At 73.8% G+C, this 25966-nt stretch carries 28 protein-coding genes and 1 tRNA gene; 14 read left to right on the forward strand and 15 right to left on the reverse strand.

Translation table 11 applies throughout. The features are described from left to right. Window positions 1-104: 104 nt before the first annotated feature. Window positions 105-1751, reverse strand: coding sequence for an acyl-CoA dehydrogenase family protein (locus tag Q1K26_RS25550; RefSeq protein WP_300018246.1), 1647 nt, complete (start codon window positions 1749-1751; stop codon window positions 105-107). 330 nt (window positions 1752-2081) lie between these two features. Here Q1K26_RS25550 and Q1K26_RS25555 point away from each other — a divergent pair, with 330 nt between their 5' ends. Then, entirely contained in the window at window positions 2082-3035 is a 954-nt protein-coding gene (locus Q1K26_RS25555; RefSeq protein WP_300018249.1) for a Ppx/GppA phosphatase family protein, read from the forward strand. A gap of 84 nt (window positions 3036-3119) precedes the next feature. On the opposite strand, the gene Q1K26_RS25560 is transcribed toward Q1K26_RS25555, so the two are convergent. After that, complete coding sequence (locus Q1K26_RS25560) at window positions 3120-4586, reverse strand: peptidase S10 (RefSeq protein ID WP_300018252.1); 1467 nt, start codon at window positions 4584-4586, stop codon at window positions 3120-3122. Between Q1K26_RS25560 and Q1K26_RS25565 the strand changes: the two genes are divergently transcribed. Continuing rightward, on the forward strand, window positions 4573-5289 hold the full coding sequence (locus Q1K26_RS25565; RefSeq protein WP_300018255.1) for a uracil-DNA glycosylase: 717 nt from the start codon (window positions 4573-4575) through the stop codon (window positions 5287-5289). The genes Q1K26_RS25560 and Q1K26_RS25565 overlap by 14 nt on opposite strands. On the opposite strand, the gene Q1K26_RS25570 is transcribed toward Q1K26_RS25565, so the two are convergent. Both Q1K26_RS25570 and Q1K26_RS25575 read right to left on the reverse strand, forming a co-directional pair. Next, the gene (locus Q1K26_RS25570; protein ID WP_300018258.1) at window positions 5271-5672 is read right to left on the reverse strand and encodes a PIN domain-containing protein; all 402 of its coding nucleotides are present in this window, start codon (window positions 5670-5672) and stop codon (window positions 5271-5273) included. The two genes, Q1K26_RS25565 and Q1K26_RS25570, sit on opposite strands and share 19 nt — an antisense overlap. Continuing rightward, on the reverse strand, window positions 5660-5917 hold the full coding sequence (locus Q1K26_RS25575; RefSeq protein WP_300018261.1) for an AbrB/MazE/SpoVT family DNA-binding domain-containing protein: 258 nt from the start codon (window positions 5915-5917) through the stop codon (window positions 5660-5662). The genes Q1K26_RS25570 and Q1K26_RS25575 overlap by 13 nt, the downstream gene beginning before the upstream one ends. A 69-nt stretch (window positions 5918-5986) precedes the next feature. On the opposite strand from Q1K26_RS25575, the gene Q1K26_RS25580 reads away from it, so the two are divergent. From Q1K26_RS25580 to Q1K26_RS25590, 3 genes are all read left to right on the forward strand, one after another. Beyond that, window positions 5987-7351 carry an FAD-dependent oxidoreductase gene (locus tag Q1K26_RS25580; protein WP_300018264.1) on the forward strand — a complete coding sequence of 455 codons (1365 nt, stop codon included), beginning with the start codon at window positions 5987-5989 and terminating at the stop codon, window positions 7349-7351. Window positions 7352-7445: 94 nt separating this feature from the next. Then, window positions 7446-7519 (forward strand) — tRNA-Leu (locus tag Q1K26_RS25585). Between the two features lie 229 nt (window positions 7520-7748). Further along, window positions 7749-8291, forward strand: coding sequence for a barstar family protein (locus tag Q1K26_RS25590; protein ID WP_300018267.1), 543 nt, complete (start codon window positions 7749-7751; stop codon window positions 8289-8291). On the opposite strand, the gene helR is transcribed toward Q1K26_RS25590, so the two are convergent. Then, on the reverse strand, window positions 8245-10464 hold the full coding sequence (gene helR / locus Q1K26_RS25595; protein ID WP_300018292.1) for an RNA polymerase recycling motor ATPase HelR: 2220 nt from the start codon (window positions 10462-10464) through the stop codon (window positions 8245-8247). The two genes, Q1K26_RS25590 and helR, sit on opposite strands and share 47 nt — an antisense overlap. 173 nt (window positions 10465-10637) lie before the next feature. Next, window positions 10638-11018 (reverse strand): HNH endonuclease signature motif containing protein, encoded by a 381-nt coding sequence (locus Q1K26_RS25600; protein ID WP_300018295.1) that lies wholly within the window; start codon window positions 11016-11018, stop codon window positions 10638-10640. Window positions 11019-11312: 294 nt separating this feature from the next. Between Q1K26_RS25600 and Q1K26_RS25605 the strand changes: the two genes are divergently transcribed. Together Q1K26_RS25605 and Q1K26_RS25610 are read left to right on the forward strand one after the other, a co-directional pair. After that, the gene (locus Q1K26_RS25605; RefSeq protein WP_300018298.1) at window positions 11313-11798 is read left to right on the forward strand and encodes a GNAT family N-acetyltransferase; all 486 of its coding nucleotides are present in this window, start codon (window positions 11313-11315) and stop codon (window positions 11796-11798) included. A gap of 4 nt (window positions 11799-11802) precedes the next feature. Then, window positions 11803-12453: an RNA methyltransferase gene (locus tag Q1K26_RS25610; protein WP_300018301.1), complete on the forward strand. Its 651-nt coding sequence runs from the start codon at window positions 11803-11805 to the stop codon at window positions 12451-12453. Window positions 12454-12456: 3 nt separating this feature from the next. Here the strand turns inward: Q1K26_RS25610 and Q1K26_RS25615 are convergent, their stop codons facing one another. The 6 genes from Q1K26_RS25615 to Q1K26_RS25640 form a co-directional block, all read right to left on the reverse strand. After that, a complete protein-coding gene (locus tag Q1K26_RS25615; RefSeq protein WP_300018304.1) occupies window positions 12457-12900 on the reverse strand; it encodes a DUF4262 domain-containing protein in 444 nt (147 codons plus the stop codon). An 87-nt stretch (window positions 12901-12987) separates the two neighbouring features. After that, window positions 12988-13635: a DJ-1/PfpI family protein gene (locus Q1K26_RS25620; protein ID WP_300018307.1), complete on the reverse strand. Its 648-nt coding sequence runs from the start codon at window positions 13633-13635 to the stop codon at window positions 12988-12990. Continuing rightward, on the reverse strand, window positions 13602-14612 hold the full coding sequence (locus Q1K26_RS25625) for a DJ-1/PfpI family protein (protein ID WP_300018310.1): 1011 nt from the start codon (window positions 14610-14612) through the stop codon (window positions 13602-13604). Before Q1K26_RS25625 ends, Q1K26_RS25620 begins: the two co-directional genes overlap by 34 nt. Window positions 14613-14693: 81 nt before the next feature. Next, the gene (locus Q1K26_RS25630; RefSeq protein ID WP_300018313.1) at window positions 14694-15038 is read right to left on the reverse strand and encodes a VTT domain-containing protein; all 345 of its coding nucleotides are present in this window, start codon (window positions 15036-15038) and stop codon (window positions 14694-14696) included. A gap of 33 nt (window positions 15039-15071) precedes the next feature. Beyond that, window positions 15072-15290, reverse strand: a complete 219-nt coding sequence (locus tag Q1K26_RS25635) for a hypothetical protein (protein ID WP_300018316.1) — start codon at window positions 15288-15290, stop codon at window positions 15072-15074. Beyond that, window positions 15287-15874, reverse strand: coding sequence for a SigE family RNA polymerase sigma factor (locus Q1K26_RS25640; protein ID WP_300018319.1), 588 nt, complete (start codon window positions 15872-15874; stop codon window positions 15287-15289). The genes Q1K26_RS25635 and Q1K26_RS25640 overlap by 4 nt, the downstream gene beginning before the upstream one ends. A gap of 81 nt (window positions 15875-15955) precedes the next feature. Between Q1K26_RS25640 and fbaA the strand changes: the two genes are divergently transcribed. Then, a complete protein-coding gene (gene fbaA, locus Q1K26_RS25645; RefSeq protein WP_300018321.1) occupies window positions 15956-16987 on the forward strand; it encodes a class II fructose-bisphosphate aldolase in 1032 nt (343 codons plus the stop codon). Window positions 16988-17131: 144 nt separating this feature from the next. Here the strand turns inward: fbaA and Q1K26_RS25650 are convergent, their stop codons facing one another. Together Q1K26_RS25650 and trmB are read right to left on the reverse strand one after the other, a co-directional pair. Continuing rightward, complete coding sequence (locus Q1K26_RS25650) at window positions 17132-18250, reverse strand: nitric oxide synthase oxygenase (RefSeq protein ID WP_300018456.1); 1119 nt, start codon at window positions 18248-18250, stop codon at window positions 17132-17134. Between the two features lie 116 nt (window positions 18251-18366). After that, window positions 18367-19062 (reverse strand): tRNA (guanosine(46)-N7)-methyltransferase TrmB, encoded by a 696-nt coding sequence (gene trmB, locus Q1K26_RS25655; RefSeq protein WP_300018324.1) that lies wholly within the window; start codon window positions 19060-19062, stop codon window positions 18367-18369. 73 nt (window positions 19063-19135) lie between these two features. Between trmB and Q1K26_RS25660 the strand changes: the two genes are divergently transcribed. From Q1K26_RS25660 to Q1K26_RS25680, 5 genes are all read left to right on the forward strand, one after another. Next, window positions 19136-19864 carry a hypothetical protein gene (locus Q1K26_RS25660; RefSeq protein WP_300018327.1) on the forward strand — a complete coding sequence of 243 codons (729 nt, stop codon included), beginning with the start codon at window positions 19136-19138 and terminating at the stop codon, window positions 19862-19864. Continuing rightward, window positions 19851-20132 carry a hypothetical protein gene (locus Q1K26_RS25665; protein WP_300018330.1) on the forward strand — a complete coding sequence of 94 codons (282 nt, stop codon included), beginning with the start codon at window positions 19851-19853 and terminating at the stop codon, window positions 20130-20132. Before Q1K26_RS25660 ends, Q1K26_RS25665 begins: the two co-directional genes overlap by 14 nt. 45 nt (window positions 20133-20177) lie before the next feature. Beyond that, window positions 20178-21680 (forward strand): TldD/PmbA family protein, encoded by a 1503-nt coding sequence (locus Q1K26_RS25670; protein WP_300018333.1) that lies wholly within the window; start codon window positions 20178-20180, stop codon window positions 21678-21680. Then, window positions 21680-23056, forward strand: coding sequence for a metallopeptidase TldD-related protein (locus Q1K26_RS25675; RefSeq protein WP_300018337.1), 1377 nt, complete (start codon window positions 21680-21682; stop codon window positions 23054-23056). The genes Q1K26_RS25670 and Q1K26_RS25675 overlap by 1 nt, the downstream gene beginning before the upstream one ends. A gap of 299 nt (window positions 23057-23355) precedes the next feature. After that, window positions 23356-23694 (forward strand): hypothetical protein, encoded by a 339-nt coding sequence (locus Q1K26_RS25680; protein WP_300018340.1) that lies wholly within the window; start codon window positions 23356-23358, stop codon window positions 23692-23694. On the opposite strand, the gene Q1K26_RS25685 is transcribed toward Q1K26_RS25680, so the two are convergent. After that, window positions 23674-24249 carry a TetR/AcrR family transcriptional regulator gene (locus Q1K26_RS25685; RefSeq protein ID WP_300018343.1) on the reverse strand — a complete coding sequence of 192 codons (576 nt, stop codon included), beginning with the start codon at window positions 24247-24249 and terminating at the stop codon, window positions 23674-23676. The two genes, Q1K26_RS25680 and Q1K26_RS25685, sit on opposite strands and share 21 nt — an antisense overlap. Window positions 24250-24360: 111 nt before the next feature. Here Q1K26_RS25685 and Q1K26_RS25690 point away from each other — a divergent pair, with 111 nt between their 5' ends. Further along, window positions 24361-25899: an MFS transporter gene (locus tag Q1K26_RS25690; protein WP_300018346.1), complete on the forward strand. Its 1539-nt coding sequence runs from the start codon at window positions 24361-24363 to the stop codon at window positions 25897-25899. Window positions 25900-25966 lie beyond the last annotated feature (67 nt).

Raw genomic sequence — 25966 nt, forward strand, 5'->3', positions numbered from 1 at the left:
CCCCGACTCGCGCACACGCAGACCCCGACTCGCGCGCACGCACACCCCGACTCGCACGCACGCACACCCCGACTCGCACGCACGCAGGCCCCGACTCGCGGGGGTCAGTGCGGGGTGACTCGCTGGAGGAGGGCCTCGGTGTGGGCCTCGGCGGGGAGGGTGCCTGCGGTGCGCCACGGACCGTCGGGCAGGAACCGGCTCGCCACGAACGCGCGCGACACCTCCTCGGGGGCGTGGCGCAGCAGCAGGCTTCCCTGCAGGCACAGGGCCAGCATCTCGGCCAGCCGGCGCGCCCGGCGCTCCTCGCGGCTGCGCAGCTCGGTGCGCAGCTCGCGGACGCCGCGGTCGAACCACGTGTCGGACCCCCCGGCCAGGTCGACCTCGGCCAGCACCGCCTCCACCGAGTCCGGTTCGCGGGTGACCGCGCGCAGCACGTCGAGCGCGGTGACGTTGCCCGAGCCCTCCCAGATCGAGTTCAGCGGGGCCTCCCGGTAGAGGCGCGGCATCCCCGACTCCTCGACGTAGCCGTTGCCGCCCAGGCACTCCAGCGCCTCCGCGACGGCCGTCGGTGCACGCTTGCACACCAGGTACTTCGACGCGGGCAGGGCGAGGCGCAGGAAGTCGCGCTCCCCGCGGTCGACGGCACCCGCGAGGCGCATCGCGAGGGCGGTGGCCGCCTCGGACTCCAGCGCCAGGTCGGCGATCACGTTCTGCATCAGCGCCGTCCCCGCCAGCACGGACCCGAACGCGCTGCGGTGCGCCGCGTGGTGCGCGGCCTCGCTCAGCGCCGCCCGGACGATCGCGGCCGAGCCGAGCACGCAGTCCAGGCGCGTCATCGACACCATCTCGATGATCGCGGCGACGCCACGGCCCTCCTCGCCGAGCCGCCAGCCGGTGGCGCCGGTGTACTCCAGTTCGGCGGAGGCGTTGGACCGGTTGCCGAGCTTGTCCTTGAGTCGCTCCAGCCGGATCGCGTTGCGGGTGCCGTCGGGCAACACCCGGGGCAGGACGAAGCACGTCAGACCGCCGGGCGCCTGCGCGAGGGTCAGGAACAGGTCGTTCATCGGCGCCGAGGTGAACCACTTGTGCCCCACCAGCCGGTAGGTGCCGTCCGCGACCGGGGCGGCCCGGGTCGACCCGGCCCGGACGTCGGAGCCCCCCTGCTTCTCGGTCATCGACATGCCGGCCAGCAGGCCCGCCTTCGTCGACGGCTCGGCGAGCCCGAACGCGTAGGTCTGCGAGCGCAGCCCCGGCTCGTAGGCCGCGGCGAGGTCGGCGTTCTGCCGCAGGGCGGGCACCGCCGCGTAGGTCATCGAGATCGGGCAGCAGTGACCCGCCTCCAGCTGGCTCATCAGGTAGAAGCCGGCCGCCCGGGCCACGTGCGCACCGGAGCCGGGCTCGGCCACCCACGGGGTCCCGTGCAGCCCGCACCCGACCGAGCGACCCATCAACCAGTGCCACGACGGGTGGTACTCGACCTCGTCGATGCGGTGGCCGTAGCGGTCGTGGCTGCGCAGGACGGGCGGGTGGGCGTCGGCGAGCCGGGCGTGCTCGCGGGCCTCCGGCGACGCGACGAGCGTGGCGACCGCCGCCAGACTCGCCAGCGCTTCCCCGGCACCCTCCCGACGCAGGGCGTCGGTCAGCGCCGGATCGCAGGCCAGCGCGTCGAAGCCGGCGAGGGACGGCGGCTGGTTCTCGACCCGGTGCGTGGCCGAACCCGGCGCCTCGGATCCGGCCCGAGGGGACGGCACCGGGCGGTCGGCAGCCCGGGCGAGCTGCACAGGGATCTCGGGGGGCGCCTGGGCCGCGGAATCGGGCCCGGCGGAATCGGAACCGGCGGAATCGGAACCGGCGGAAGCGGGCCCGGCGGCCCGTGCTGCGGTGGCCGGGGCCGGCCGCTCGGGCGCGGGGCTCCTCGGGGCCGCCCTCGACCTGCGCACGCTCTCCCGACCCGTCGCCACGACCCGAGGGTAGCCGCGGCGGCCTCGTCGCGAACCCCTTCGCGGCCGGAGAAGATCCCGGCGCGTCGCCGCCCAGTACGGTGGCGGGGCACCGATCCCGACCGAACCCGAGGAGTGCGCATGTCGCGCGTGGCCGCCATCGACTGCGGGACGAACTCGATCCGCCTGCTCGTCGCCGACGTCACCACCGGCGCCGACGGCACTCCCGGGTTCCGTGACGTGCACCGCGAGATGCGCATCGTCCGGCTCGGGCAGGGGGTCGACGCGAGCGGTGTGCTGGCGCCCGAGGCGCTGGAGCGCACCCGCGTCGCGCTGGCCGACTACACCGCGGTGCTGCGCCGCAAGGGCGTGGAGACGGTCCGGATGGTCGCCACGTCGGCCACCCGTGACGCGGCCAACCGCGAGGACTTCTTCGGCATGGTCCGCGACACCCTCGGCGTCGACGCCGAGGTGATCTCCGGCGACGAGGAGGCCCAGCTGTCGTTCGTCGGGGCGGTGGGCGACCTCGATACCGACGACGGCCCGTTCGTCGTCGTCGACGTGGGCGGCGGCTCCACCGAGCTCGTCGTCGGCGAGCTGACCGCGGGCGGCGCCACCGTCACCGCCGCGCGCTCGGTGAACGTCGGGTCGGTGCGTATCACCGAGCGCTGCCTGCACGGCGACCCGCCCACCGCCGAGGAGGTCGCGGAGGCCCGGAAGGTCACCGCCGGGATCCTCGACGAGGCGTTCGCGGCCGTGGCGGTGGACGCCGTCCGCACCTGGGTGGGCGTCGCCGGCACGATCACCACGCTCTCGGCCGTGGCCCAGGGGCTGCCGGAGTACGACCCGGCCGCCGTGCACCTGTCCCGGCTCACCGGCGCGGACCTGCACCGCACCGCCGAGGAGCTGCTCGGGCTGTCCCGGGAGGACCGGTCGAAGCACGGCGCGATCCACCCGGGCCGCATCGACGTCATCGGCGGGGGCGCGCTGATCGTCGACGTCCTGGCGCGCGAGCTGCGCGAGCGGGCCGGGATCGCCGAGCTGGTCGTCAGCGAGCACGACATCCTCGACGGCATCGCCCGCTCGATCGCCTGACCCTCCCGCCGTCGCGCACGTTGACGCCCCGACTCGCGCGCACGGACACCCCGACTCGCGCACACGGACGCCCCGACTCGCGGGTCAGGGGGTCACGAAGGCCGCCAGCTCGGCGGACTGGCGCACCCGGCTGGGCTCGTGCACGTACATCATGTGTCCGGCCTCGAAGTAGCTGACCTCGATGTTGGCCCGCAGCTCGTCGGGCACGGGCAGGGCGGCGAGCGTGTGCTCGGTGGCCAGCCACGGGGTGGCACCGTCGTGGTAGCCGCTGGCGACGTGCACGCGCAGGTGCGGGTTGGTGCGCATCGCCGCCGACAGCTTCCCGACGACGCTCACGGCGCGACCCTCGAAGTCCTTGTACGACCACGGGTGCACACGGTCGGACAGGCCCTCGTAGGGCAGGTCGCAGGAGTAGCCCAACTCGCCGCGCAAGTAGGCGTTGATGGCCGCGGTGTACGGGCCCATCACGGCGGCGATCGACGGGTCGTGGCCGACGCTCTCCCCCGTGTCGTCGGGCTCCCACCCGGTGAAGCGGCCGTCGATCCGGCCGACCGTGCGCCCCTCGTCGCGCAACAGCTCGCGGAAGAACCGCAGGTGCTCGATGCGCAGCCGGGCACGGCGGACGTAGGCCTCCGACAGCCCGGTCAGCCGGGCCAGGGTGGCGGCGACGCGGTCGCGGTCGCCCTGGGCCAGCCGCGAGCCGCGGGCCAGCGCCCACGCGTAGTCACCGGTGGCGAACCCCTCGGCCTCGGCGAGCACGTCGGCCAGGGGGCGGTCGCCGTGCCGGCCGTGGTGGTGGGCGATCGCGGCGTAGGTGGGCACGAACAGCGGGTAGGGCAGGTCGTTGCCCTCGTGGAAGCGGATCGTGCCCATGTCCAGCACGGAGGAGATGAGCATCAGCCCGTTGGGGAACATCCCGTGCCGGTCCTGCAGGTGCTCGGCCAGCGCGACGGCGCGCAGCGTGCCGTAGGACTCACCGGCCAGGTACTTGGGGGAGCCCCAGCGCCCGTGGCGGGAGGTCCAGAGCCGGATCAGCTCCCCGATCGACTCGACGTCGGGCGCGTAGCCGTGGAAGTCCGCGGGCCGCCCACCCGCCGTCGCCCGCGAGTAGCCGGTGGAGACGGGGTCGACGAACACCAGGTCGGAGTGGGCGAGCAGGGACTCGGCGTTGTCCACAAGCCCCCACGGCGGGCCGGTGAGCACGCCCGCGTCGCCCATCGCCACCCGCCGCGGCCCGAGCAGCCCCAGGTGCAGCCACACGCTCGACGACCCGGGCCCGCCGTTGAAGGCGAAGGTCACCGGACGGGTCGCCGGGTCGGCGTCGTCGAGGGTGTAGGCCACGGTGAAGATCTCCGCGTGCGGCTCGTGACCGTCGAACACGCCGTCGGTGTGCTTCTCGTGACGCAGCACGGTTCGGCCCGCCGTCGCGGTGTAGGCGAGCTCGCCGGACGGGGTGCGTAGCGTGTGCCGCGTGGTGACGAGGTCGTCGGACGGTTTCTCGGGGGGCTTCGCGGGGGACGTGTCCGGCTCGGGGGGCTTGTCGTCGCTCACCTTCCGCACGGTAGGCGCTCTCGACGCCGCACTGGTGGACTGCCGCGCCTGCCCGCGGCTGGTGGACTGGCGGGAGGCCGTCGCGCGGGAGAAGCGGGCGGCCTACCGGGACGAGGAGTACTGGGGCCGCCCCGTGCCCGGGATCGGGCCTGCGGACGCCCGCCTGCTGGTCGTCGGGCTGGCCCCGGCCGCGCACGGCGGCAACCGGACGGGCCGGATGTTCACCGGGGACCGGTCCGGCGACGTCCTGTTCGCCGCCCTGCACGCCGTCGGCCTGACCAACCAGCCCACGGCCGTGCACCGCGACGACGGCCTGGAGCTGTACGGCGTGCGCATCACCGCGCCCGTGCACTGCGCGCCGCCGGAGAACAAGCCGACCCCGGCCGAGCGCGACACCTGCGCCGCCTGGCTGCGCGCCGAGCTGGCGCTGCTCGCCCCGCGCGCGGTCGTCGTGCTCGGGGCGTTCGGCTGGCAGGCGCTGCTGCCGGTGCTCGCCGGGGCGGGCTGGACGGTGCCGCGCCCGCGGCCGCGGTTCGGGCACGGCGCCCATGTCGAGCTGGCCGGGCCGGGGCCGCTGCACCTGTTCGGCAGCTACCACGTCAGCCAGCAGAACACATTCACCGGCCGGCTCACGCCGGCGATGCTGGAGGACGTGCTGCGGGCCGCGGCGACCGCGGCGGGGCTCTACGCGCCGACGACCTGAACCCGCGGATCGACGGCCCGCAGTCGCGTGTCGCAGGTCAGGACGGTGGCGTTCTCGATGACGCCCACGGCGAGCATCAGGGCGTCGGGGAGGCGGAGGGACCGGTGTCCGGCTCGCAGCCGGGCTGCCGCCACGGCGACGTCCCGATCCACGACCCGTCCCGGGCCGAACAGCGACGTCAGCCGGGACACCATGTCGGCGAGCCGGTCGGGCCGGTCGCGAGCGGTCCACACGAGCGACTCGGCCAGCACCGATGCCGGGAGGACGAAGGTGTCCGCTCGCTCGCGGCAGGCGCCCAGGACGCGGCGGACGGCTGCGCCCATCGTGTCCCGCGGATTGAGGAAGGCGAGGACCACGCTGGCATCGACGACTACCGCTCCCACTCGTCCCTCATCTCGTCGAGCTCCTGGCGGGTGCCCACCCACGGCATGGAGCCGGCGGTCTCCTCGAACAGCTCCCACCACGGGTCCCGCTCGCGGACCAGCCGGAACACCCCGTCCTCGACCACCTCGACGCGCAGCACGTCACCGGGCCCGACGTTCGCCGCCCGGAGCGCGGCGACGGGCAGCGTGATCTGGTTCTTGCGGCTCACCTTCGTCGTCCGCCCCCGCTTTACTTCGACGGTCATGGGTAAAGCGTATCAGGCGTCACCTGTCGGAAAGGCGTCAGATCGGTGTGGGAGTGGAAGCATGAGGACATGGCGCGCAACACGAGGATCGTCGTGGTCGGCGGCGGGTACGTCGGGATGTACACGGCCCTGCGGCTGCAGAAGAAGCTGCGCCGCTCCGAGGCCGAGATCACCGTCATCGACCCCCAGTCCCACATGACCTACCAGCCGTTCCTCCCGGAGGCGGCGGCCGGCTCCATCGAGCCTCGGCACGTCGTGGTGCCGCTGCGGAAGGTGCTCAAGAAGTGCCACCACCTCACCGGGCGGGTCGCGGCGATCAGCCACGCCTCCCGCGAGGTCACCGTCGAGGTCGCGGCCGGCCACGTCACCACGCTGGGCTACGACGTGCTGGTCGTCGCCCCCGGCTCGGTCGCGCGCACGCTGCCCATCCCCGGACTGGCCGAGTGCGGCATCGCGTTCAAGACCGTCGGCGAGGCCATCTACCTGCGCAACCACGTGCTGTCGCGGCTCGACGCCGCCGCCACCAGCATCGACCCGGGCCTGCGGCGCCGGCTGCTCACCTTCTGCGTGGTCGGCGGCGGCTACGCCGGGGTCGAGGCCCTGGCCGAGCTGCAGGACATGGCCCGCTACGCCACCCGCTACTACCCGACGATCGAGCCCGACGACATGCGCTGGGTGCTCGTCGAGGCGGCCGGGCGGATCATGCCCGAGGTCGGTCCGACGATGGGCCGCTACACCGTCGAGCGGCTGATGGACGCGGGCATCGAGGTCTTCCTCGACACCCGGGTGCGGACGATGGAGGGCGGCCACGTCGTCCTCGACGACGACACCGAGTTCGACACCGACACCATCGTCTGGACCGCAGGCGTCAAGCCGAACCCGATGCTGGAGCACACCGACCTGCCACGCGACTCCCGCGGGCGGATCGAGTGCAGCGCAGCGCTGCAGGTCATGGGCATGCCCGACGTGTTCAGCGCGGGCGACTGCGCCTCGGTGCCCGACCTGTCCAAGGACGACCCCGAGGCCAAGACCAGCCCGTCCGCGCAGCACGCGGTGCGGCAGGCCAAGCAGCTGGCCGACAACGTCGTCGCGCACCTGCGGGACCGGCCGCTCACGGACTACAAGCACAGCTACGCGGGCTCCGTCGCGAGCCTGGGGCTGTACAAGGGCGTGGCGGAGATCTACGGCATCAAGCTGCGCGGCGTCGTCGCCTGGTTCATGCACCGGACGTACCACGTCAGCCGGATGCCCACCTGGAACCGGCGCATCCGCATCGTCGTGGACTGGACCTCCGCACTGTTCTTCGGCCGCGAGGTCGTGGCGCTGGGACAGATCAACGACCCCCGCGCCGACTTCACCCGCGTCGCGGGCGGCCCGCCGGCCGCACCGGCCGCCGAGCCGGAGTTCCCGATCGCGACGTCCCGCTCGGCCTGATCCGCCCGGCGCGGCCGCGCCGCCAGTGCTGGTGGCCTGCGCGGCGAGCCAGTACCGACACCGGACCGGGTGCGGAGCAATACCCTGGGCCCGCGCCCCCGTAGCCCAACCGGCAGAGGCAGGCCCCTTAAAAGGGTCCCAGTGTGGGTTCGAACCCCACCGGGGGCACCCACCCGCACCCCGCAGAATCGCCCGCTGACCAGCAGATACGTGGCCAGCGGGCGATCTTGTGGTGTCCGGCTGTGTCCGGCGGACATCGCCGGCGGTCGGCTCGTAGCGCGCGTGTCGCCGGAGTGCGGCCGGTACGAGGGGCAGGTTGCGGGACCTGCGCCGGCGCAAGCGGCCTGCAGCACCGAACCGGCGTACAGTCCGCACGGGAGCAGGAGAGCATGACGCGATGGCGCGCCGTCTGCTCTTCGACCCCGCCACCGGCCCGGAGTTCGTCGTCCGGTGGCAGCGCTACGACTACCGGCTCCTGCAGAACGGCCCGATGCACCGTGTCGACGACAGCGCCGCCCTGCGACGCGCCTCCACGTTGCTCCGCGACCTCGGCTACCTCGTGCACCAGCTGGAGGCGCGGGACTGGAGCACGGAAGCCGATCTGCACGACGCCGTCGCCGCGGCCCTCGACTTCCCCCGTACCTACGGCCGCAACCTGGACGCGCTGAACGACTGCCTCGCCGACGTCGCCCACTTCGAGCGGGGCAGCGACCCCGCCTCGACCGGCACCGCCATCATGATCGACGGATACGACCGCGTCCGCGCCATCGGTCACCCACGGCTCGCCGACATGATCCTCGACATCATCGCGCGCCAGGCCCAGTACGCAGCGCTCGTCGGCCACCCGATGCTCTGCCTCGTCAGCACGGCCTCCGCCCTCGACCCGGTCGGCGCTACACCGGTCCTCCGCGAGACACCGCCGATCGATCTTCCCGGCTGACGGCAAGGCCGGTCAGGGCCTGCGGCAGCGGGCCCCGGTGCAGCACGCCGAGGCGTTGGGTGGCGCGGGTGAGCGCGACGTAGAGATCGGCCGCGCCGCGTGGACCCTCGGCGAGGATCCGTTCCGGCTCCACGACCAGCACGGCGTCGAACTCCAGGCCCTTCGTGTCCGACGGCGCCACCGCGCCGGGCACTCCCGGCGGCCCGATCACGACGCTGGTGCCCTCGCGCCCGGACTCGTCCCGCACGAACTCCTCGACGGCCGCAGGCAGTTCGTCCGCGGTGACCGACCGGGACCACGGCCGGACGCCGCAGGCACGGACCGAGTCCGGTGGCCGCACCTCCGGTGCGAAGTCGGCGAGCAGTGCCGCGGCCACGGTCATGATCTCGGCCGGCGTGCGGTAGTTCACCGACAGCGGGCGGTACACCCAACGGCCGGGCACGTAGGGCTCCAGCATCGCCTCCCACGACGTCGTACCGGCCGGCGACCGGCGCTGGGCGAGGTCGCCGACCACGGTGAACGACCGGCTCGGGCAGCGCCGCATCAGCACCCGCCACTCCATCTCGGACAGCTCCTGGGCCTCGTCGACCACGACGTGCCGATAGGTCCAGTCCCGGTCCGCGGCGGCGCGTTCGACGAGCTCCCGGGTGTCGAGCTCGACGAAGCGATCCGCCAGGTCCTCGGCGTAGAGCAGGTTGTGGGCGGCCAGCATGACGTCCTCGTCCATCTCCTCACGGTCCAGCGCGAGGATGTCCATCACACCGGCCGCGTACTCGGCCTCGGCGCGTTGCTCCTGCCGGTTCGCGCGCTCGGCGGCCCGGTCGGACGCCGGGTCGCGGCCCAGGAGGTCCACCAGCTCGTCGAGCAGCGGCACGTCCGCCACCGTCCAGGCCGCGCCGTCGGCGCGGTACAACGCCGGGTCCGCGCCGGCCGCCCGCAGCCGCTCGGGAGAGGAGTACAGCGGCCCCAGCAGCGACTCCGGCGTGAGCACCGGCCACAGCTCGTCGAGCGCCGCGGCGAACGCCTCGTGCTCGGCGAGCTCCGCCCGCAGCTCCGTCCGCAGCTGCTCCCAACCTGCGCGGTCCGCTCGGGTCAGCCAGCCCCGCCCGATCCGGCCCGCCGCCCGCTCGGTGAGCACGTACGTGACGATCTCGGTGAACACCGCGCGGGCCTCGTTGTGGGGCAGCCCGCTCCCACGCGCCTCCTCGGCGGCCCACTCGACGGTCTCGGCGTCGATCCGCACCGTGACGTCCGCCAGGTCGATCGGCAGCGGGCGCTCGGGCCGCCGCTGCCGGTCGGCGACGGCTGCGGCGAGCACGTCGAGGACGCCCAGCGACCCCTTGAGCCGGGCGGCCTCCGGCGTGTCCTCCGCGGTGACCCGCAGGCCGGGCACGAGGTCGCCGGTGGTCATGAACACCACCTCGGACTCGCCCAGCGAGGGCAGCACGCGGCCGATGTGGTGCAGGAAGCCCGGGTTCGGCCCGACCACGAGCACTCCACCCCGCTCGATCCGCTCCCGCTGGGTGTAGAGCAGGTAGGCGACGCGGTGCAGCGCCACCACGGTCTTCCCGGTGCCCGGACCGCCCTCGATCACCAGCACGCCCGGGTGGTCCAGGCGGATGATCTCGTCCTGCTCGGCCTGGATCGTGGCGACGATGTCGCGCATCCCGTCGCCGCGCGGCGCGTCGACCGCGGCGAGCAGCGCCGCGTCCCCACGCCCGTCACCGGGAGGGTCCCCACCGAACACCTCGTCGGTGAAATCGACCACCTGACGGCCGCGCGTATGGAACTGGCGGCGCCTGCGCGTGTTCTCCGGGTGCGCGGCGGTGGCGACGTAGAACGCCCGCGACGCCGGTGCCCGCCAATCCAGCAGCAGCGGCTCGTAGCCGTTCTCCTCGTCGAACAGCCCGATGCGGCCGATGTACGAATGGTCCCCGGAAACAGTGTCCAGCCGCCCGAAACACAGCCCGTTGTCGGCGACGGCCAGCCGCTTGATCTCCCTGGCCGTCCACCGCACCCGCACGTCACGCTCCACGGGCGTCCCGTCGTGGCTGCGCAACGTCGCGTCGTACTCGCCCCGGACCCGCGCGCGCTCGGCATCGAGCCGCACGTAGAGCCCGGCCACATGGCTCCGCTCGGACCGCAATTCCTCGTCGTACCCCTGAGTTGACACAGGCCCCTCACAGCATCTACTCTGAGTCCAGGTTCGGCGGTTCTCCAACAATTCCACGGAGAGCACGCCGATTTTTTATCGTCCACCCCGTGTCAAGTCCCGCCTGCCCGATACGCCGTTCATGGGGGCTTCTTCCCGTGGATCCGGGGGCAAGGACGCGTGGATGCAGCAGGTCACACGTCGACGGGCGCGCCGGTGCCCGCCGCCGGGAACCGGCGGGCGAGCCTCGCCCGGATCGCGACGTGTCGCTCGAGGAACGCGCGCTCGTCGTAGCGCTTGCGTCGCAGCCAGCCGGTGACCTCGTGGTTGCACTTGCTGGCGTTGCAGGAGGCGCAGGCCGGGGCGATGTTGTCGAGGGTGTAGCGCCCACCACGCGACAGCGCCAGCACGCAGTCCCGCTGCAGCGGCCGGTCGACCGCGCCGCAGTACGCACACCCGCCCCAGGCCACCTGGAGCGCCACCCACTGTTCGTCGCTGAGGTCGTACTCGACGCGGGCCATGCGCACGGTGCGCCTGCGGGCCGCCCTCGCCCTGCGGCTCCGGTTGACCGCCATCGCGCCAGCGTAGGCGCCCCCGCTGACGTACCCGGGCCGGGACACGACGGCGGGCCGGGCCCGCGGCGGGACCTCAGACGAGTCGATCGCCCCCGTGCGGGGGTCGGCGCCGCGCGCTCCTGCCGCACCTCGATCTCGACACGGGCCCGGTGGGCGGCCGGATGCCAGATCCCGTCGAAGTGCCAGATCCCGTCGAAGTGCTGCATCAGCGGCCCACGGTCGCCGCTGCTCTGACACGCCGTCGGTGCGCCCCGTACCTTCGGAGCGGGACGGTGCTGCTGCCAGTATCCAGGCATGGAACCGACGATCCGCCCGTTCGCCACGCGGAATCTCGATGCCGTAGTCGATCTGTCACTGCGCGCCTGGGAACCCGTCTTCGCCTCGGTGGCCGACGTGCTGCGCGGCTCGGGGGTGTACGAGGCCCAGCACCCGGACTGGCGGCACACCCAGCGGGAGGCGGTGGAGCGGGCCTGCGGGGCCGAGCACGTGCACGTGTGGGTCGCCGACGTCGAGGACACCGTCGCGGGCTTCACCGCCATGCAGCTCCACGAGCCCGACCGCATGGGGGAGATCCACATGCTCGCCGTGGACCCCTCGCACCAGCGCCGGGGCGTCGCGTCGGCGCTCACGTCGTTCGCGGTGCGGTGGATCGCCGACCGGGGCATGACGACGGCGATGGTCGAGACCGGCGGCGACCCGGGCCACGCCCCGGCGAGGGCGACCTACGAGCGCGCGGGCTTCACGGCGCTGCCCACCGTCAAGTACTTCCGGACGGTGTGACCACATGGACGAGCCGGTCGGGCCCAGCGAGTGGGCGGTGCCGGGGCAGGTGGGTGTGGGGCCGTGGCCGGGTGAACGCCCCGACGACGCCCGGTACGACCCCGACCTGCTCGACGCCGGCGACACCCGCAACGTGGTGGACGCCTACCGGTACTGGCGACGGGACGCGGTCGCCGCCGACCTCGCCGCGCGGGCGCACCCGTTCCACGTGGCGATCGAGAACTTCGGGCACGACCACAACATCGGGACGGTGGTGCGCACCGCCAACGCCTTCGCGGCCGCCGGGGTGCACATCGTGGGACGTAGACGCTGGAACCGCCGCGGCGCGATGGTGACCGACCGCTACCTCGACGTGCGCCACCACGCCGACGTGGCCGCGCTGGTGGCGTTCGCGCGGGAGCGGGGACTCGCGATCGTGGCCGTGGACAACGCCGCCGACGCCGAGCGGCTGGAGACCGCGCAGCTGCCGCGCGAGTGCCTGCTGCTGTTCGGGCAGGAGGGCCCAGGAGTGACCCGCGACGCCCGGGACGCCGCGGCCATGACGGTGTCGATCGCGCAGTTCGGCTCCACGCGCTCGATCAACGCGGGGGTGGCCGCGGGCGTCGCGATGCACGCCTGGATCCGCCAGCACGCGGACCTGAGCCGTGCCTGGTGACGGTCATCCGCAGCAGGCGCACGGCCGGTCCTCCCCGGGCGTGACGGCCAGCTCGTCGGCGGGCACCACCAGCAGCGCCGGGACCGGCGCCGCGCCCGGGGCCCGGTAGAGACCGTTGGCCACGTAGAGCCAGTCGGCCGACTCGGGGAACGAGAGCAGGTGCACGTCGCCGCTGCGCACCGGCACCCGTTGCCCGGGGGTCAGCACGTGACCGGCCCGCACCAGCTCGCCGAGATCGTTGAGCACCGTGGCCGCCGTGGCCTGCGAGGTGGCGAACAGGATGAGTTCCGGATGGCCGAACCCGGTGAGTCCGACGGTGTAGACGAACGGTGGTGACTCGTCGTCGCCGCTCACGGCCTGCAGGGCCCAGCCGTGGCGGCGGATCGTCTCGCGCTGCCAGGCGTCGTACTGGTCGACCTGGTGGGTGAAGCGTTCGGGGCTGTCCATGGCGGCACGGTAGGCCCGGGCACCGACAGAATCGGCTCACCAGGTGCGCGGTCGGCCCCGGTCACTATCCGTCCACGATCGGTGCGGTCAGGACCGCACCGCGGTGTACTCGGCGATCCGAGCCATGACCTCGGGGCCCACCTTGCTCGGGTGCCCGGCCGGGAACGGCGGCTGCGGGTCGTACTCGATGTAGGTCTGCGCGGCCTGCGCCGCCACGTCGTCGACGAGCAGCTCGACGAGCCGGATCGCCATGTCGATGCCCGACGACACCCCGGCCGCGGTGATGATCCGTTCGGGCAGGTGCTCCACCACCCGTTGGGTCACGGGTACGGCGCCGCCGAGCCCGCCCAGCGCCGTCATGGCCCCGCCCCAGTGGGTGGTCGCCGTGAGCCCGTCGAGCAGCCCCGCCGCCGCGAGCACCAGCGATCCACTGCACACCGACGTCGTGAACCGGGTGCCCGGATGCGCGGCGCGGACCCAGGCGACGATCGGGTTGTCGCGGTCGAGCAGGACGCGGGTGCCGACCCCGCCGGGCACGACGACGACGTCGGGCGCGGGCACCTCGTCGAACGTGGCGTCGACGCTGAGCCCGAGGAAGCCGTTCTCGGTGCGCACCTCGCCGCGCCGCTCGCCGACGAACGTGACGTCGATGGACGGGATGCGCTGCAGCACCTCGTAGGGCCCGATGGCGTCGAGCGCAGTCAGGCGCGGGAAGATCGGGATGGCGACCTGCATGAGTCGTCCTCTCGGGTTGTGGTGGCGGCGAAGTGCCGCCGGTAGTGGTCGGGGGGCACGCCGAGCCGGCGCAGGAACGCGCGCCGCATCGTCTCGGCGGAGCCGAATCCGGCCCGCGCCGCGGCGACGCCGACGAGCAGCGGCTCGGACTCCAGCAGCCGCCGGGCGGTGTCGACGCGGACCTGCTCGACGTAGTCGCCGGGCGGGCAGCCGAGCAGGCGGGTGAACTCGCGGCCGAAGTGCCGCTCGCTCATCCCGACGTGCGCGGCCAGGACGGGAATACGCAGGTCTGCGGCGGGGTCGGCATGGATGAGGTCCTGTGCGGCACGGACCGACGGCCGCGGCGCGGGATCGGCCCAGACCGGCGCCGCGAACTGGCTCTGCCCGCCCGCCCTGCGCAGGAACACGACCATCTCGCGGGCCACGAGCTGCGCGACCTCCGGTCCGTGGTCGGCCTCCAGGAGCGCGAGCGCGAGGTCGATGCCGGCCGTGACGCCCGCCGAGGTCCAGATGCGACCACAGCGCACGTGGATGGGGTCGGGCCGGACGTCGACGGCGGGGAAGCGCCGTTGCAGCGCGTCCGCCCAGCGCCAGTGGGTGGCGGTCGGCACGCCGTCCAGCAACCCCGCGGCTGCGAGCAGGAACGCGCCGGTGCACACCGACGCCACGCGCTGCGCCCGGCGGGCGGCGCGGCCCAGCCAGGCGACGAGATCCGGGTCGCCCACGGCGGTGCGGCTGCCGGGGCCGCCGGGCACGAGCAGCGTGCCGATCGTCCCGGTCTCCGGGAGCCCGGCGGTGGCGACGATCTGCAGCCCGCCCGCGGACCGGACGGGCCCGGGCTCGCGTGCGACGAGCGTGACCTCGTAGCGGACGCCGTTCTCCGCGCCGCAAGCGCTGGTCAGGACGTCGTGCGGCCCGGTGACGTCGAGCGGCTGGAACCCGTCGAAGAGGGGGAGGACGACGCGGTGGACGGGCACGCGTCCACGGTCGCGCGGCCGCGCCGTGGCGTCAACGACGGGTATCCCACGGATTCGGCCACGGCCGGCGCGGGTCGCGCGTCAGCGCGCGGCGGGCGCCCCGCCGCTGCTGCGCCGGGACCGGACGATCTCCACGACGATCGGCAGGAGCGACACGAAGACGATCAGGATCAGCATCAGCTCGATGTCGTCGCGGACGAACGCGAACCGGCCGAGCCAGAGCCCGAGCAGCGTGACCCCCGCGGCCCACAGGACGCCGCCGACGAGGGAGTAGGTGAAGTCGCGGCGGGCGTCCATCCAGCTGACGCCTGCCATCACCGTGATGAACGTGCGGACGATCGGCACGAAGCGGCCCAGGACGATGGCCCGGGCGCCGTACCTGTCGAAGAACTCCTGAGTGCGGACCACGTGCCTGAGCGTCGTCACGGGCACGGGGCGAGACGGTACCGGGTAGGTGGATCAGCCGAGCGTGGGCAGCAGACCCGGTGTCAGCAGCGACAGCAGGGCGAGTGCCGTCCCGAGCACCGCGCCGCCGAGCAGAGCGATCACCAGCGCGGTGCGTACCGACGTCGCCGACGATCGGGCCGGTCCATCGCGCATCGGCGCGGCCGACCGGCCGCCCCCACGGGCCTGGGCCCGCAGTGCCTCGGACAGGCGACGTTCCGGATCGGCGGTCATACCGTTCCTCCTGCGGGGCGCAGCACGTGGGACACCGCGTCGAGCGCGCGGCTCGCCGTCGACTTCACGGTGCCGCGGCTGATGCCGGTGGCGTCGGCGATCTCGGCCTCCGACAGCCCACCGTAGTAGCGCAGCACCAGCACCTCGCGCTGGCGCGGCGGCAGCGTCGAGAGTGCGTCGACGACGGCCTGGTGCTCGGCGGACAGCATCGCCAGCGACTCCGCCGAGCGGGCGGTGACCTGGTGCGGCGGCACGTACTCGCGCGCGGTGCGGCGGCGGCGCAGCACCGACCGCGACCCGTTGACGACCGCCGTGCGCAGGTAGCCGACGGCCGCGGCCTCGTCGCGCAGCCCGGCCCAGTGCCGGTGCAGCCCGGCGAACGCCTCCTGCACCACGTCCTCGGCGGTGGCCGGGTCGTCGACGAGCAGCACGGCCAGGCGGACGAACCGCATCCGGTGGTCGCGGTACAGATCGGCCAGCGTACGCGGCGCGTCGACCGGGCCGGGTTCGGGCGGGCGCGCGTCGAGGCGGCGCAGCCGGCTCAGTGTCTGCTCGACGGCGCGCTCGATACCGTCGGCGACCACGGGACCATGTTAGTGCCCCGCGCACCCGCCCCGGTGCGGGATACTGCCACCGGAACCGCGACCGCTGAGGAGGCCTCACCCGTGCCTATCGCCACGCCCGAGATCTACAACCAGATGCTGGACAACGCCAAGAGCGGCCAGTTCGCCTACCCCGCCATCAACGTGACGAGCAGCGAGACGCTCAACGCAGCCCTGCGTGGCTTCGCGGAAGCGGAGAGCGACGGCATCATCCAGGTCTCCACCGGCGGGGCGGAGTTCCTGTCCGGCACGCGGGTCAAGGACATGGTCGTGGGCTCGACGGCGCTGGCCGAGTTCGCCCACGTCGTCGCGAAGCAGTACCCGGTCAACGTCGCGCTGCACACCGACCACTGCCCCAAGGACAAGCTGGACGGTTTCGTCCGCCCGCTGATCGCGATCAGCCAGGAGCGGGTGGACCGCGGGGAGAATCCGCTGTTCCAGAGCCACATGTGGGACGGCTCGGCCACGGAGCTGCACGAGAACCTGAAGATCGCCTCGGAGCTGCTGGAGCTGGCCGTGGCTGCGAAGATCATCCTCGAGGTCGAGATCGGGGTCGTCGGCGGCGAGGAGGACGGGGTCGCCAACGACATCAACGACAAGCTCTACACCGCCCCCGGCGACTACGAGGCCACGATCGACGCGCTCGGTGTCGGCGAGAAGGGGCGCTACCTGCTGGCCGCCACGTTCGGCAACGTGCACGGCGTCTACAAGCCGGGCAACGTGAAGCTGCGTCCGGAGATCCTCAAGCAGGGTCAGGAGGTCGCCATCTCCAAGCTCGGGCTCGCGGCCGACGCCAAGCCGTTCGACCTGGTCTTCCACGGCGGGTCGGGCTCGCTGATCGAGGAGATCCACGAGGCGCTCGACTACGGCGTGGTGAAGATGAACGTCGACACCGACACGCAGTACGCCTTCACCCGCCCGATCGCCGGGCACATGTTCGGCAACTACGACGGCGTGCTGAAGGTGGACGGCGAGGTCGGCAACAAGAAGGCCTACGACCCCCGCTCGTACCTCAAGGCCGCCGAGCTGAACATGGCCGAGCGCGTCACTCTGGCCTGCGAGAACCTCCGGTCGACGGGCCAGAAGCTGACCTGACCTGACCCGACCCCCGCTCCGGCAGGCGCCGGGGTGATCACCATTTCGGGACGCGCAGCGGGCTCCGGCACGCCTGCGCGTTCCGAGACGACGATCACGGCCTCATCGGCCCCCGCCCCGGGTCGTCGTCGGGCGTCGAGGGCCTCAGGCCTGCGGCGGCAGGTAGGCCGGGCGCGTGGCCGGGTCCGGCTCGGCGTAGTAGCGGTGGTAGACCGGTGTGAGTCCGCCGGAGACCGGGGGCACGATCCAGCTCCAGTCCGCCGGGCAGCTGCGCCCCGCACTCTCCTCGCGCTCGACGTGGGTGAGGAAGCGCTGGGACTCGCTGTGGTGGTCGGCCATGGTGACGCCGGCGGCGTCGAACGAGTGCTGCACCGCGCGCACCATCTCCACCAGCGCCCGGTCGCGCCACATCGTGCGCTCGGAACTGGTGTCGAGGCCGAGCCGCCGGCCGATCACCGGGAGCAGGTCGTAGCGGTCGGCGTCGGCGAGGTTGCGGGCGCCGATCTCGGTGCCCATGTACCAGCCGTTGAACGGAGCGGCCGGGTAGGTGATGCCGCCGATCTCCAGCGGCATGTTGCTGATCGCGGGCACGGCGTGCCAGCGCAGCCGCAGCTCGGCGAACCACGGCAGGTCGGGGTGCGACAGCGGCACCTCCAGCACCGCGTCGGGCGGCACGTCGTACATCTCCGGGGCGGCGTCCCCGCGGGAGACGACCAGTGGCAGGACGTCGAAGCGTCCGGGCGGGTCGGGTCGCTGCCATCCCATGCCGACGACGCGGTCGGTGAAGTCCACGTAGCGGCCGTCGCCGCGCACGTGCCCGCTCGCCGTGCGGTGACCGGCGTAGCGGACGAGCTGGTCGTTGTGGATGACCGGACCCGGGTCGCCGGGCCGGTCCGGGGCGAAGATCGTGATCGCGGACCTGATCCGGCCGCCGCGGGTGGCGACGCGCAGGTGCTCGACGCACTCGGCGGCGACCTCGCCGGGCGCGGCCACGGTGCGCCGGTCACGCACGTGCAGGCTGTTCCAGTAGAGCCGCCCGATGCAGCGTGCGGCGTTGCGCCAGGCCACGCGGGCCCCGAAGCGCAGCTCGTCGAGCGTGTGCACGTAGGTGCCGCCGGCCTCGATCTCGCGGTCCACCTCGGCGAGCCGGGCCGCCAGCGTCTGCGCCGGTGTCGTCTCGGAGTGGAACTGCACGAGGAACGCCTCCGCCGCGGCGCGGTCGACCTCGCCACGCGGCGGGGCCGTCGTGGGCGCGTGGCTCACCGGACAGGTGCGCGGTGCCGGTACGACGGTGTCAGGATCCACCAGTGCCGTCACACACGCTCCTTGCTCGTCACTCCGCAGGCCACCCCGACGGGGCCCCGGACATTACTACCCGGTCACTGTGAGAGATCGGAAGGTGGCCCGTCGCCACGGAGGTGGTAGAGGAGATCGTGCACGTCACGGCCCTCGATGCGGGCGCGCTCCTCGAACTTGGTGACCGGACGCCACGGTGGCCGCGCGACCACACCCCCCTCCAGCCGGGGATCGGCGTCGCACACGGTCCGCATCTGGGTGGCGTAGTCGGCCCAGTCGGTGGCCAGGTGCAGGGTTCCTCCCGGCGCGATCCGCGACGCCACGAGCGCCACGGTCTCGGGCTGCACCAGGCGGCGCTTGCGGTGCCGGCGCTTGGGCCAGGGGTCCGGGAAGAAGATCCGTACGACGGCCAGCGAGCCGGCGGGAACCCGTTCGCGCAGCAGCGTCACGGCGTCGCCCCGCAGCAACGCCAGGTTGGTCAGCCCGGCGTCCTCGATGCGCATGAGCAGCTGGGCGAGGCCCGGCTCGAACACCTCCACGGCCAGGTGGTCGTGCTCGGGGGCGGCGAGGGCGAGCGCCGCCGTCGACTCGCCCATCCCGGACCCGATCTCCAGCACCAGCGGCGCCTCCCGGCCGAACCACACGACCGGGTCGTACTCCCCGGCGACGACGTCGGCCACGTCCCGCCCGTGCACCGGCCAGAGCCGGTCCCATGCCCGCTGCTGGCCCTCGGTCAGCCGGCTGCGGTGGTGCACGAACGTCGGGATGGTGGCGCTCACGACACCACAGGTTACGCAGCGGGTTTTCCCGTTCGGCCCCGCGGACCGGCTCCCGCCTGCCACCGTGTGTCCCATGCGGGATCGATACGCCGAGGCGGTGGCCGCCCGCCGCGCCGAACTGCGCGGCCGGGAACGGCTGCTCGGACCCGGGCTGCGCGCCGAGCTGCGCGACGCCCTGGTGCTCGCCCGGGCCGGGGCCGCGGCCGCGACGGCCGCCGATCTCACCGACCTGCGCCACCAGATCGACGTCCGGCACGACCCCGCGCTCGTCGTGGACGCGGCCCGCGCGGTCGAGGTACGGGCGTACGCGCGGTGGGCGGCGGCGGCCGGCGAGGCGGTGCTACGGGTCGCGCTGCACCGGGAGTTGCCGGTGCAGTGGCCGGTCGCGGTCGAGCCTCCCGGTAGGGCCCTCCCGCAGCCACCGCCGCCGGTCCGGGTGCTCGACGTCGTGGCCGACGCCGGCGCCTGGCGGCTGGCCGTGCTTCCCGTCGCGGTGGCCCCGCTCACCGGCCCGGCGGGGCCCGCGGTGCTGCTCCCGGCCCTCGGTGCCGGGGTGCTGGTGCTCGCGACGGTGCTGGGCGCCCGGCGGGCCGCCCTGCGCCGCGCCCGGATGCGGAGCTGGTCCGCCGAGCTGCTCGTGGCGCTGCAGGCCCGGATCGACGCGGAACTCGGCAGGCGCACCGCCGCGCTCGCCGCCGACGTGGGTCCGGTACTGGAGGCCGCGGCCGCCCGCCGCCGGGCCGACGTCCGCGCCGAGCTGGCGCTGCTCGCGCCCCGGGAGGTGTCCGGTGCTCCCGCCTGACCGGGCCCGCCGCCCCGCCGACGTGCCCGACTGCGCCGGTCCCGACGTCACCGCGGGTCTCGACAGCGACGCCGACGGCACCCCCGACTCGGTGTTCGCCGACGACGGGGAGGACCTGCTGCTGCACACCGACCTCGACGACGACGGTCTCGGCGACCAGATCCTGCGGATCGGGCCCGACGGCGGCACGTCCGTCGAGGTCGAGGCCTGCGCCGAGCCGCCGACGCTGGTCGCGCTGCTGAGCCGCTGGTGGCGCGGCTGGTCCTGACCCGGCCCTGCTCCGTCGGCCCGCCGTCCACGTAGGTTGGGGATCATGCCGCTCGATCCGGAGTTCCGGGCCCTGCCGCTCGCCGCGCTCGCCGATGCCGCCCTCGGGCGCGCCCGTGAGCTGGGCGCGCAGCACGCCGACCTGCGCGTGGAGCGCATCGTCACGCAGTCGATCTCCCTGCGGGACGGTTCGGTCACCGGCGTCTCCGACGACGTCACCGTCGGGCTCGCGGTACGCGTGATCGTCGACGGGGTGTGGGGCTTCGCCTCGCACGGCGAGCTGACCACCGTGCGCGCCGTCGCCACCGCCGAGCGGGCCGTGCAGGTGGCGCGCACGCTCGCGCCGGTGGCGATCGAGCGCGTGGAGCGCGCGGACGAGCCGGTGCACGCGGGCGTCGAGTGGATCTCCGCATACGACGTCGACCCGTTCGCGGTGCCCACGCGGGAGAAGGTGGAGCTGCTCGCCGAGTGGTCGCGGCGGCTGCTGGCCTCCGACGGCGTCGACCACGTACAGGCGGGCGTCGCGCAGGTCCGGGAGAACAAGTTCTACGCCGACCTCACCGGCACCTCCACCACCCAGCAGCGCGTGCGGATCGCGCCGTCGTTCACCGCGACCGCCGTGGACCGCGCCGCAGGTGGGTTCGAGACGATGAGCTCGCTGGCCCCGCCCGCCGGCCGCGGGTGGGAGTACCTGACGGGCACCGGCTGGGACTGGGACGCCGAGCTCGCGCAGGTGCCCGGGCTGCTGGCCGAGAAGACGAGGGCGCCGAGCGTCACCGCGGGGGCGTACGACCTGGTCATCGACCCCACCAACCTGTGGCTCACGATCCACGAGTCGGTCGGGCACGCCACCGAGTACGACCGCGCCATCGGCTACGAGGCCGCGTACGCGGGGTCCAGCTTCGCCACGCCGGATCTCCTGGGCACCCTGCGCTACGGCTCCGAGCACATGCACGTCACCGGCGACCGCACCGTGCCGCACGGGCTGGCCACCGTCGGCTACGACGACGACGGCGTGCGGACCACCGAGTGGGACCTCGTCCGCGACGGCACCCTCGTCGGCTACCAGCTCGACCGCACGTTCGCGCCGCGGCTGGGCCTGGAGCGCTCCAACGGGTGCGCGTACGCCGACTCCCCGCACCACGTGCCCATCCAGCGGATGGCGAACGTGTCGCTGCAACCGGACCCGGCGCGCGACACCTCCACCGCGGAGCTGATCGCAGGCGTCGAGCGCGGGATCTACGTCGTCGGTGACAAGTCCTGGTCGATCGACATGCAGCGCTACAACTTCCAGTTCACCGGGCAGCGGTTCTTCCGGATCGAGAACGGCGAGCTGGCCGGGCAGCTGCGCGACATCGCCTACCAGGCCACCACCACCGACTTCTGGCGCTCGCTCGACGCCGTCGGCGGGCCGTCCACGTGGGTGCTGCACGGAGCGATGAACTGCGGCAAGGCCCAGCCCGGGCAGGTCGCGGCGGTGAGCCACGGCTGCCCGTCGGCGCGCTTCCGCGGGGTGAACGTGCTCAACACGCAGGAGGAGAGCGCCTGATGCGACCGCAGGAGATCGTCGAGCGCACCCTCGCGGCGGCCGCGCACCTGCACGGGTGCGTCGTGCTCGTCCGCGAGTCGAGCGAGGCCGTGCTGCGCTGGGCCAACTCCACGATGACCACCAACGGGCACACCACGTCCGGCGAGGTCGCCGTGATCGCGCTGGTCGCCGTCGAGGGCGGCACGGCGGCGGGGGTCGTCAGCTCCAGCGTGGTCGTCGCCGACGCGGCGCAGCTCGCCGACCTGGTGCGCGCCGCCGAGGCCTCCGCCCGCGACGCCGGCCCGGCGCAGGACGCGATGCCGCTGCCGACCCCGGTGACCAGCGACCCGGCCTGGGACGAGGGCGCCGCCGAGACCTCGATCGGGGTGTTCGGGCCGCTCGCCGAGGGCCTGGCCGAGGTGCTGCGCGGCCCGCAGCGCCAGTACGGTTTCGCCACGCACGAGCTCGCCACGGTGTGGCTCGGCACGTCCGCCGGGGTGCGCCGCCGGTGGGTGCAGCCGACCGGGTCGGTGGAGCTGAACGCGAAGACGCCGGACCTCTCGGGCTCCGCCTGGGTCGGGGCGTCCACCGCCGACTTCGCCGACGTCGACGTCGTCGCGCTCGCGTCGGAGGCCGCCCGCCGCCTGGACTGGGGCACGCGCCGCGTCGAGCTGCGGGCCGGGCGCTACGAGACGCTGCTGCCCCCGTCGGCCGTCGCCGATCTGATGATCTACCTGGCCTGGTCGATGGAGGGACGACCCGCACAGGAGGGGCGCAGCGCGCTCGCCGGGCCGCACGGGCCGCGCGTCGGCGAGCGGCTGTCCGACCTCCCGCTGACGCTGGCCTGCGACCCGGCCGCTCCCGGGCTCGCCTACGGGCCGTTCCTGGCGACCACCCGATCCGGCGAGGGCGTCAGCGTGTTCGACAACGGCGCCGAGCACGGACGCACCGAGTGGGTCCGCGACGGCGTGCTCGCCGAGCTCGGCTACTCCCGCGCCGAGGCCGCCGAGTTCGGCACGGCGTTCACCCCGCCGGGCGACAACCTGCTGCTCACCGGCGGCAGCACCGTGCCGATCGAGGAGATGGTCGCCCGCACCGAGCGGGGCCTGCTGCTGACCTGCCTGTGGTACATCCGGCTGGTCGACCCGGCCACCCTGTTGCTCACCGGCCTCACCCGCGACGGCGTCTACCTGGTGGAGGGCGGCGAGATCGTCGGCGAGGTCGACCACAACTTCCGGTTCAACCACTCCCCGTTCGACGTGCTGCGCCAGACCACCGAGGTCGGCGCCACGCAGCGCACCCTGCCGCGGGAGTGGAAGGACTGGTTCACCCGCGCCGCGATGCCGCCGGTCCGCGTGCCGGAGTTCACGATGTCGTCGGTGTCGCTGGGGCGGTGACCGGAGACGACCGTCCGGACCCGGTCGGCCGGTTCGGGCGGCAGTGTCTCGGGCCCGCCGGCGTCTGCGCGCCCGCTCGGGCTTCGCGCGCCGCCGGCAGCGCGCGGAGCGCGGTTCCGCGCGCGGGACCACCGGGATGGGTGGTGCAGGTGGAGTGATCGGTCGCATACGCCGCGTGATACACACCGTCGGGCGAACCCGGGCGCGGCGGTGCGCACCCGACCGGGGTGCATGCCGTTGACTGTGCGAACGCGCCGAGGACGTCGCGGGGAACCTGGTTCTAGAGAGAGGGCCTGCCCGTGTCCTACGAGATGGTCAGTGCCTACACCCTGCTGGTGGGGCAGACCGACGGTGAGCCGACGGTGAGCGTGCACACGACCGCGGACGACGCCTGGCGGGCGCTGGACCGCGCCGTGCGCGAGCGGTGCAACATGCGCCCCCGACCGCGCCGCCGCGCGGACGCCGAGGCGACGGCTCGACTGGCCAACGCCTGGCGCGACGGCGACCCGGAGAGCCGCTACTGGAACGTCACCACGCACCGCCTGCCCATCCCCGTGCCCGCGATCGCCCGCGCTCCGGTCGTGGTCGTGGCGCACGAGCAGGACACGCGCCCGACGTCACGCTGGATCTTCGGGTAGGCCGCGTCCGCCGGCCGGGGTATCGGGCAGGTAGCGGCGCATGCGGGCGAGCAGCGCGTCGACCGTCAGCTCGGTGGGCAGCGGCGTTCCGGTGAGCGTGCGCAGGTAGAGCCCGTCGCCGACGAGCTGGGCGATCCAGGCCAGCACGGGGTCGGCGAGCTCGGCGTGCAGGGCGTCGTACTCCTCGGCGTGCACCACCGCCAGTGCCTCGCGCACGGCCTGGCCGGTCTCGCTGCCGTCGGCGATGCGCAGGACGGCGAGGTAGGTACGGGTGACGCCCCCGGGCTGCCCGCCGCCCGGGGCCGACGTGCGGATGTAGTAGTCCACGGCTCCGTCCGGGGCGGTGCGGATGGCGTCGGCGTCGGCGGCGCTGCGCTCGCGCAGCCGGTCCAGCAGGCCCGTGACCAGCGCGTCCTTCGATGCGAAGTGGTAGAGCAGCCCGCCCTTGGACACCTCGGCGGCCGCGGCGACGGCGTCGAGGGTGGCCGAGCCGGGGCCGTGGCCGATGAGCAGCGTCTCGTACGCGTCCAGCACGCGGTCCCGGGCGCCTGTCATCGGCCGAGTCTAGGAGCGGGCGGGGTGACGGGGCCGACGACGCACCGTGATCGGGAATTTCCGGGACCACTGTACCGTCTGGACGGTATACAAACCTGTGAGGATCCCGCCATGACCGTCGCCGTCCACCGTCCGTCCTCGACCGCCCCCCGCGCGGGTCGCCGCGAGTGGTTCGGGCTCGCCGTGCTGTTCCTGCCGACCCTGCTCGTGGCGATCGACAACACCGTCCTCGGCTTCGCGCTGCCCGCGATCAGCACCGCACTGGCCCCCTCGGCCACCCAGCAGCTGTGGATCGTCGACGCCTACCCCCTCGTGCTGGCCGGCCTGCTGGTCACGATGGGCACGCTGGGCGACCGGATCGGGCGCCGCCGCATCCTGCTGATCGGCGTGTCCGGGTTCGGGGCCGTCTCGCTGGCGGCGACGTTCGCGACCGACCCTGCGCACCTGGTCGCGGCGCGGGCACTGCTCGGGTTCTTCGGCGCGATGCTGATGCCCGCGACGCTGGCGCTGCTGCGCACCCTGTTCCTGGACCGGACCCAGCGACGGCTGGCGGTCGCGGTCTGGGCCACCGGGTTCGCCGCGGGTGCGGCGCTCGGACCGATCGTGGGTGGCCTGCTGCTGGAGCACTTCTGGTGGGGCTCGGTGTTCCTGGTCAACGTGCCGGTGATGGTCGTGATCCTGGTGGCCGGCGCCCTCGTGCTGCCGGAGTCGAGGATGGAGCGGCCCGGGCGGCTCGATCCCTACGGCGTGCTGCTGTCCCTGCTGGCGATGGGACCGACCGTGTTCGCCGTGAAGACCGTGGCGCACGACGGGATCACCGGCGCCGTCGCGCTGTCGTTCGGGATCGGGGTCGGGGCCGCGGTGCTGTTCGTGCGGCGCGCGCGGGCCCGGATCGCCGCGGGCGAGGAGCCGCTGCTCGACGTCACGCTGTTCGCCTCGCCCGTGTTGCGGCTCTCGGCGTTGGCCAACGCGACCACGATGTTCGCGCTGACCGGGCTGCTGTTCTTCTCCGCGCAGTACCTGCTGCTCGTGGTGGGAATGGCCCCGCTCGACGCCGGGATGGTGCTCCTCCCGGGCTTCGCGCTGACCGTCGTCGCGGGACTGGCGGCCACCCGGCTCGCCCGCCGCTTCCCGTTGCGCGCACTCGTGCCGGCCGGGTTGCTGCTCGCCGCGGCCGGGTTCGGGCTCGCCGCACTGCTCGACGGAGGTTCCGAGGTGGGGCTGCTCGCGGTCGCGGCGGTGCTCGTCGGAGGGGGCATCGGGCTCTCCGAGACGATCACGAACGACGCCATCCTGGCCGCGGCGCCCCCGGACCGGGCCGGGTCCGCGGCCGCGGTCTCCGAGACGGCCTACGAGATCGGCGCCGTGCTGGGCACCGCGGTGCTGGGCAGTGTCCTGGCCGCCGTGTACCGGGGCGCGGTCGCCGTGCCCACCAGCATCGGCCCGACCTGTGCCGCCGCGGCCCGCGAGACGCTCGGCGGCGCGGTCGGCGCGGCCTCACGCGTCGGCGGGGTCGACGGGCGGGCGCTGCTGGCCTCGGCGCGGGACGCCTTCACCGGGGGCGTGGGCGTCACGGCGTCGGTCGGCGCGGCCGTGCTCGTGGCCGTCGCGGTGGCGGTGGTGATGGGGCTACGACCGGTGCGGGTGTAGCCGCGGGTCGGCGGCGGTCAGGAGAGGGCGGCGATCACCGGCGCCATCCCGGGCGCCGAGAGCCGGC

The sequence above is a fragment of the Pseudonocardia sp. genome (assembly GCF_029263155.1).
In the GTDB taxonomy this organism is placed as follows: Bacteria; Actinomycetota; Actinomycetes; order Mycobacteriales; family Pseudonocardiaceae; genus Pseudonocardia.

Excerpts from the sequence above, each read along its gene's own strand:
- Q1K26_RS25605 (WP_300018298.1), top strand. The coding sequence starts at position 11,313 with ATGGAACCGACGATCCGCCCGTTCGCCACGCGGAATCTCGATGCCGTA.
- Q1K26_RS25610 (WP_300018301.1), top strand. The coding sequence starts at position 11,803 with ATGGACGAGCCGGTCGGGCCCAGCGAGTGGGCGGTGCCGGGGCAGGTG.
- Q1K26_RS25600 (WP_300018295.1), bottom strand. The coding sequence starts at position 11,018 with ATGGCGGTCAACCGGAGCCGCAGGGCGAGGGCGGCCCGCAGGCGCACC.
- Q1K26_RS25690 (WP_300018346.1), top strand. The coding sequence starts at position 24,361 with ATGACCGTCGCCGTCCACCGTCCGTCCTCGACCGCCCCCCGCGCGGGT.
- Q1K26_RS25555 (WP_300018249.1), top strand. The coding sequence starts at position 2,082 with ATGTCGCGCGTGGCCGCCATCGACTGCGGGACGAACTCGATCCGCCTG.
- Q1K26_RS25635 (WP_300018316.1), bottom strand. The coding sequence starts at position 15,290 with ATGACCGCCGATCCGGAACGTCGCCTGTCCGAGGCACTGCGGGCCCAG.
- Q1K26_RS25615 (WP_300018304.1), bottom strand. The coding sequence starts at position 12,900 with ATGGACAGCCCCGAACGCTTCACCCACCAGGTCGACCAGTACGACGCC.
- Q1K26_RS25620 (WP_300018307.1), bottom strand. The coding sequence starts at position 13,635 with ATGCAGGTCGCCATCCCGATCTTCCCGCGCCTGACTGCGCTCGACGCC.
- Q1K26_RS25590 (WP_300018267.1), top strand. The coding sequence starts at position 7,749 with ATGGCGCGCCGTCTGCTCTTCGACCCCGCCACCGGCCCGGAGTTCGTC.
- Q1K26_RS25675 (WP_300018337.1), top strand. The coding sequence starts at position 21,680 with ATGCGACCGCAGGAGATCGTCGAGCGCACCCTCGCGGCGGCCGCGCAC.
- Q1K26_RS25580 (WP_300018264.1), top strand. The coding sequence starts at position 5,987 with ATGGCGCGCAACACGAGGATCGTCGTGGTCGGCGGCGGGTACGTCGGG.
- Q1K26_RS25575 (WP_300018261.1), bottom strand. The coding sequence starts at position 5,917 with ATGACCGTCGAAGTAAAGCGGGGGCGGACGACGAAGGTGAGCCGCAAG.
- Q1K26_RS25685 (WP_300018343.1), bottom strand. The coding sequence starts at position 24,249 with ATGACAGGCGCCCGGGACCGCGTGCTGGACGCGTACGAGACGCTGCTC.
- Q1K26_RS25660 (WP_300018327.1), top strand. The coding sequence starts at position 19,136 with ATGCGGGATCGATACGCCGAGGCGGTGGCCGCCCGCCGCGCCGAACTG.
- Q1K26_RS25670 (WP_300018333.1), top strand. The coding sequence starts at position 20,178 with ATGCCGCTCGATCCGGAGTTCCGGGCCCTGCCGCTCGCCGCGCTCGCC.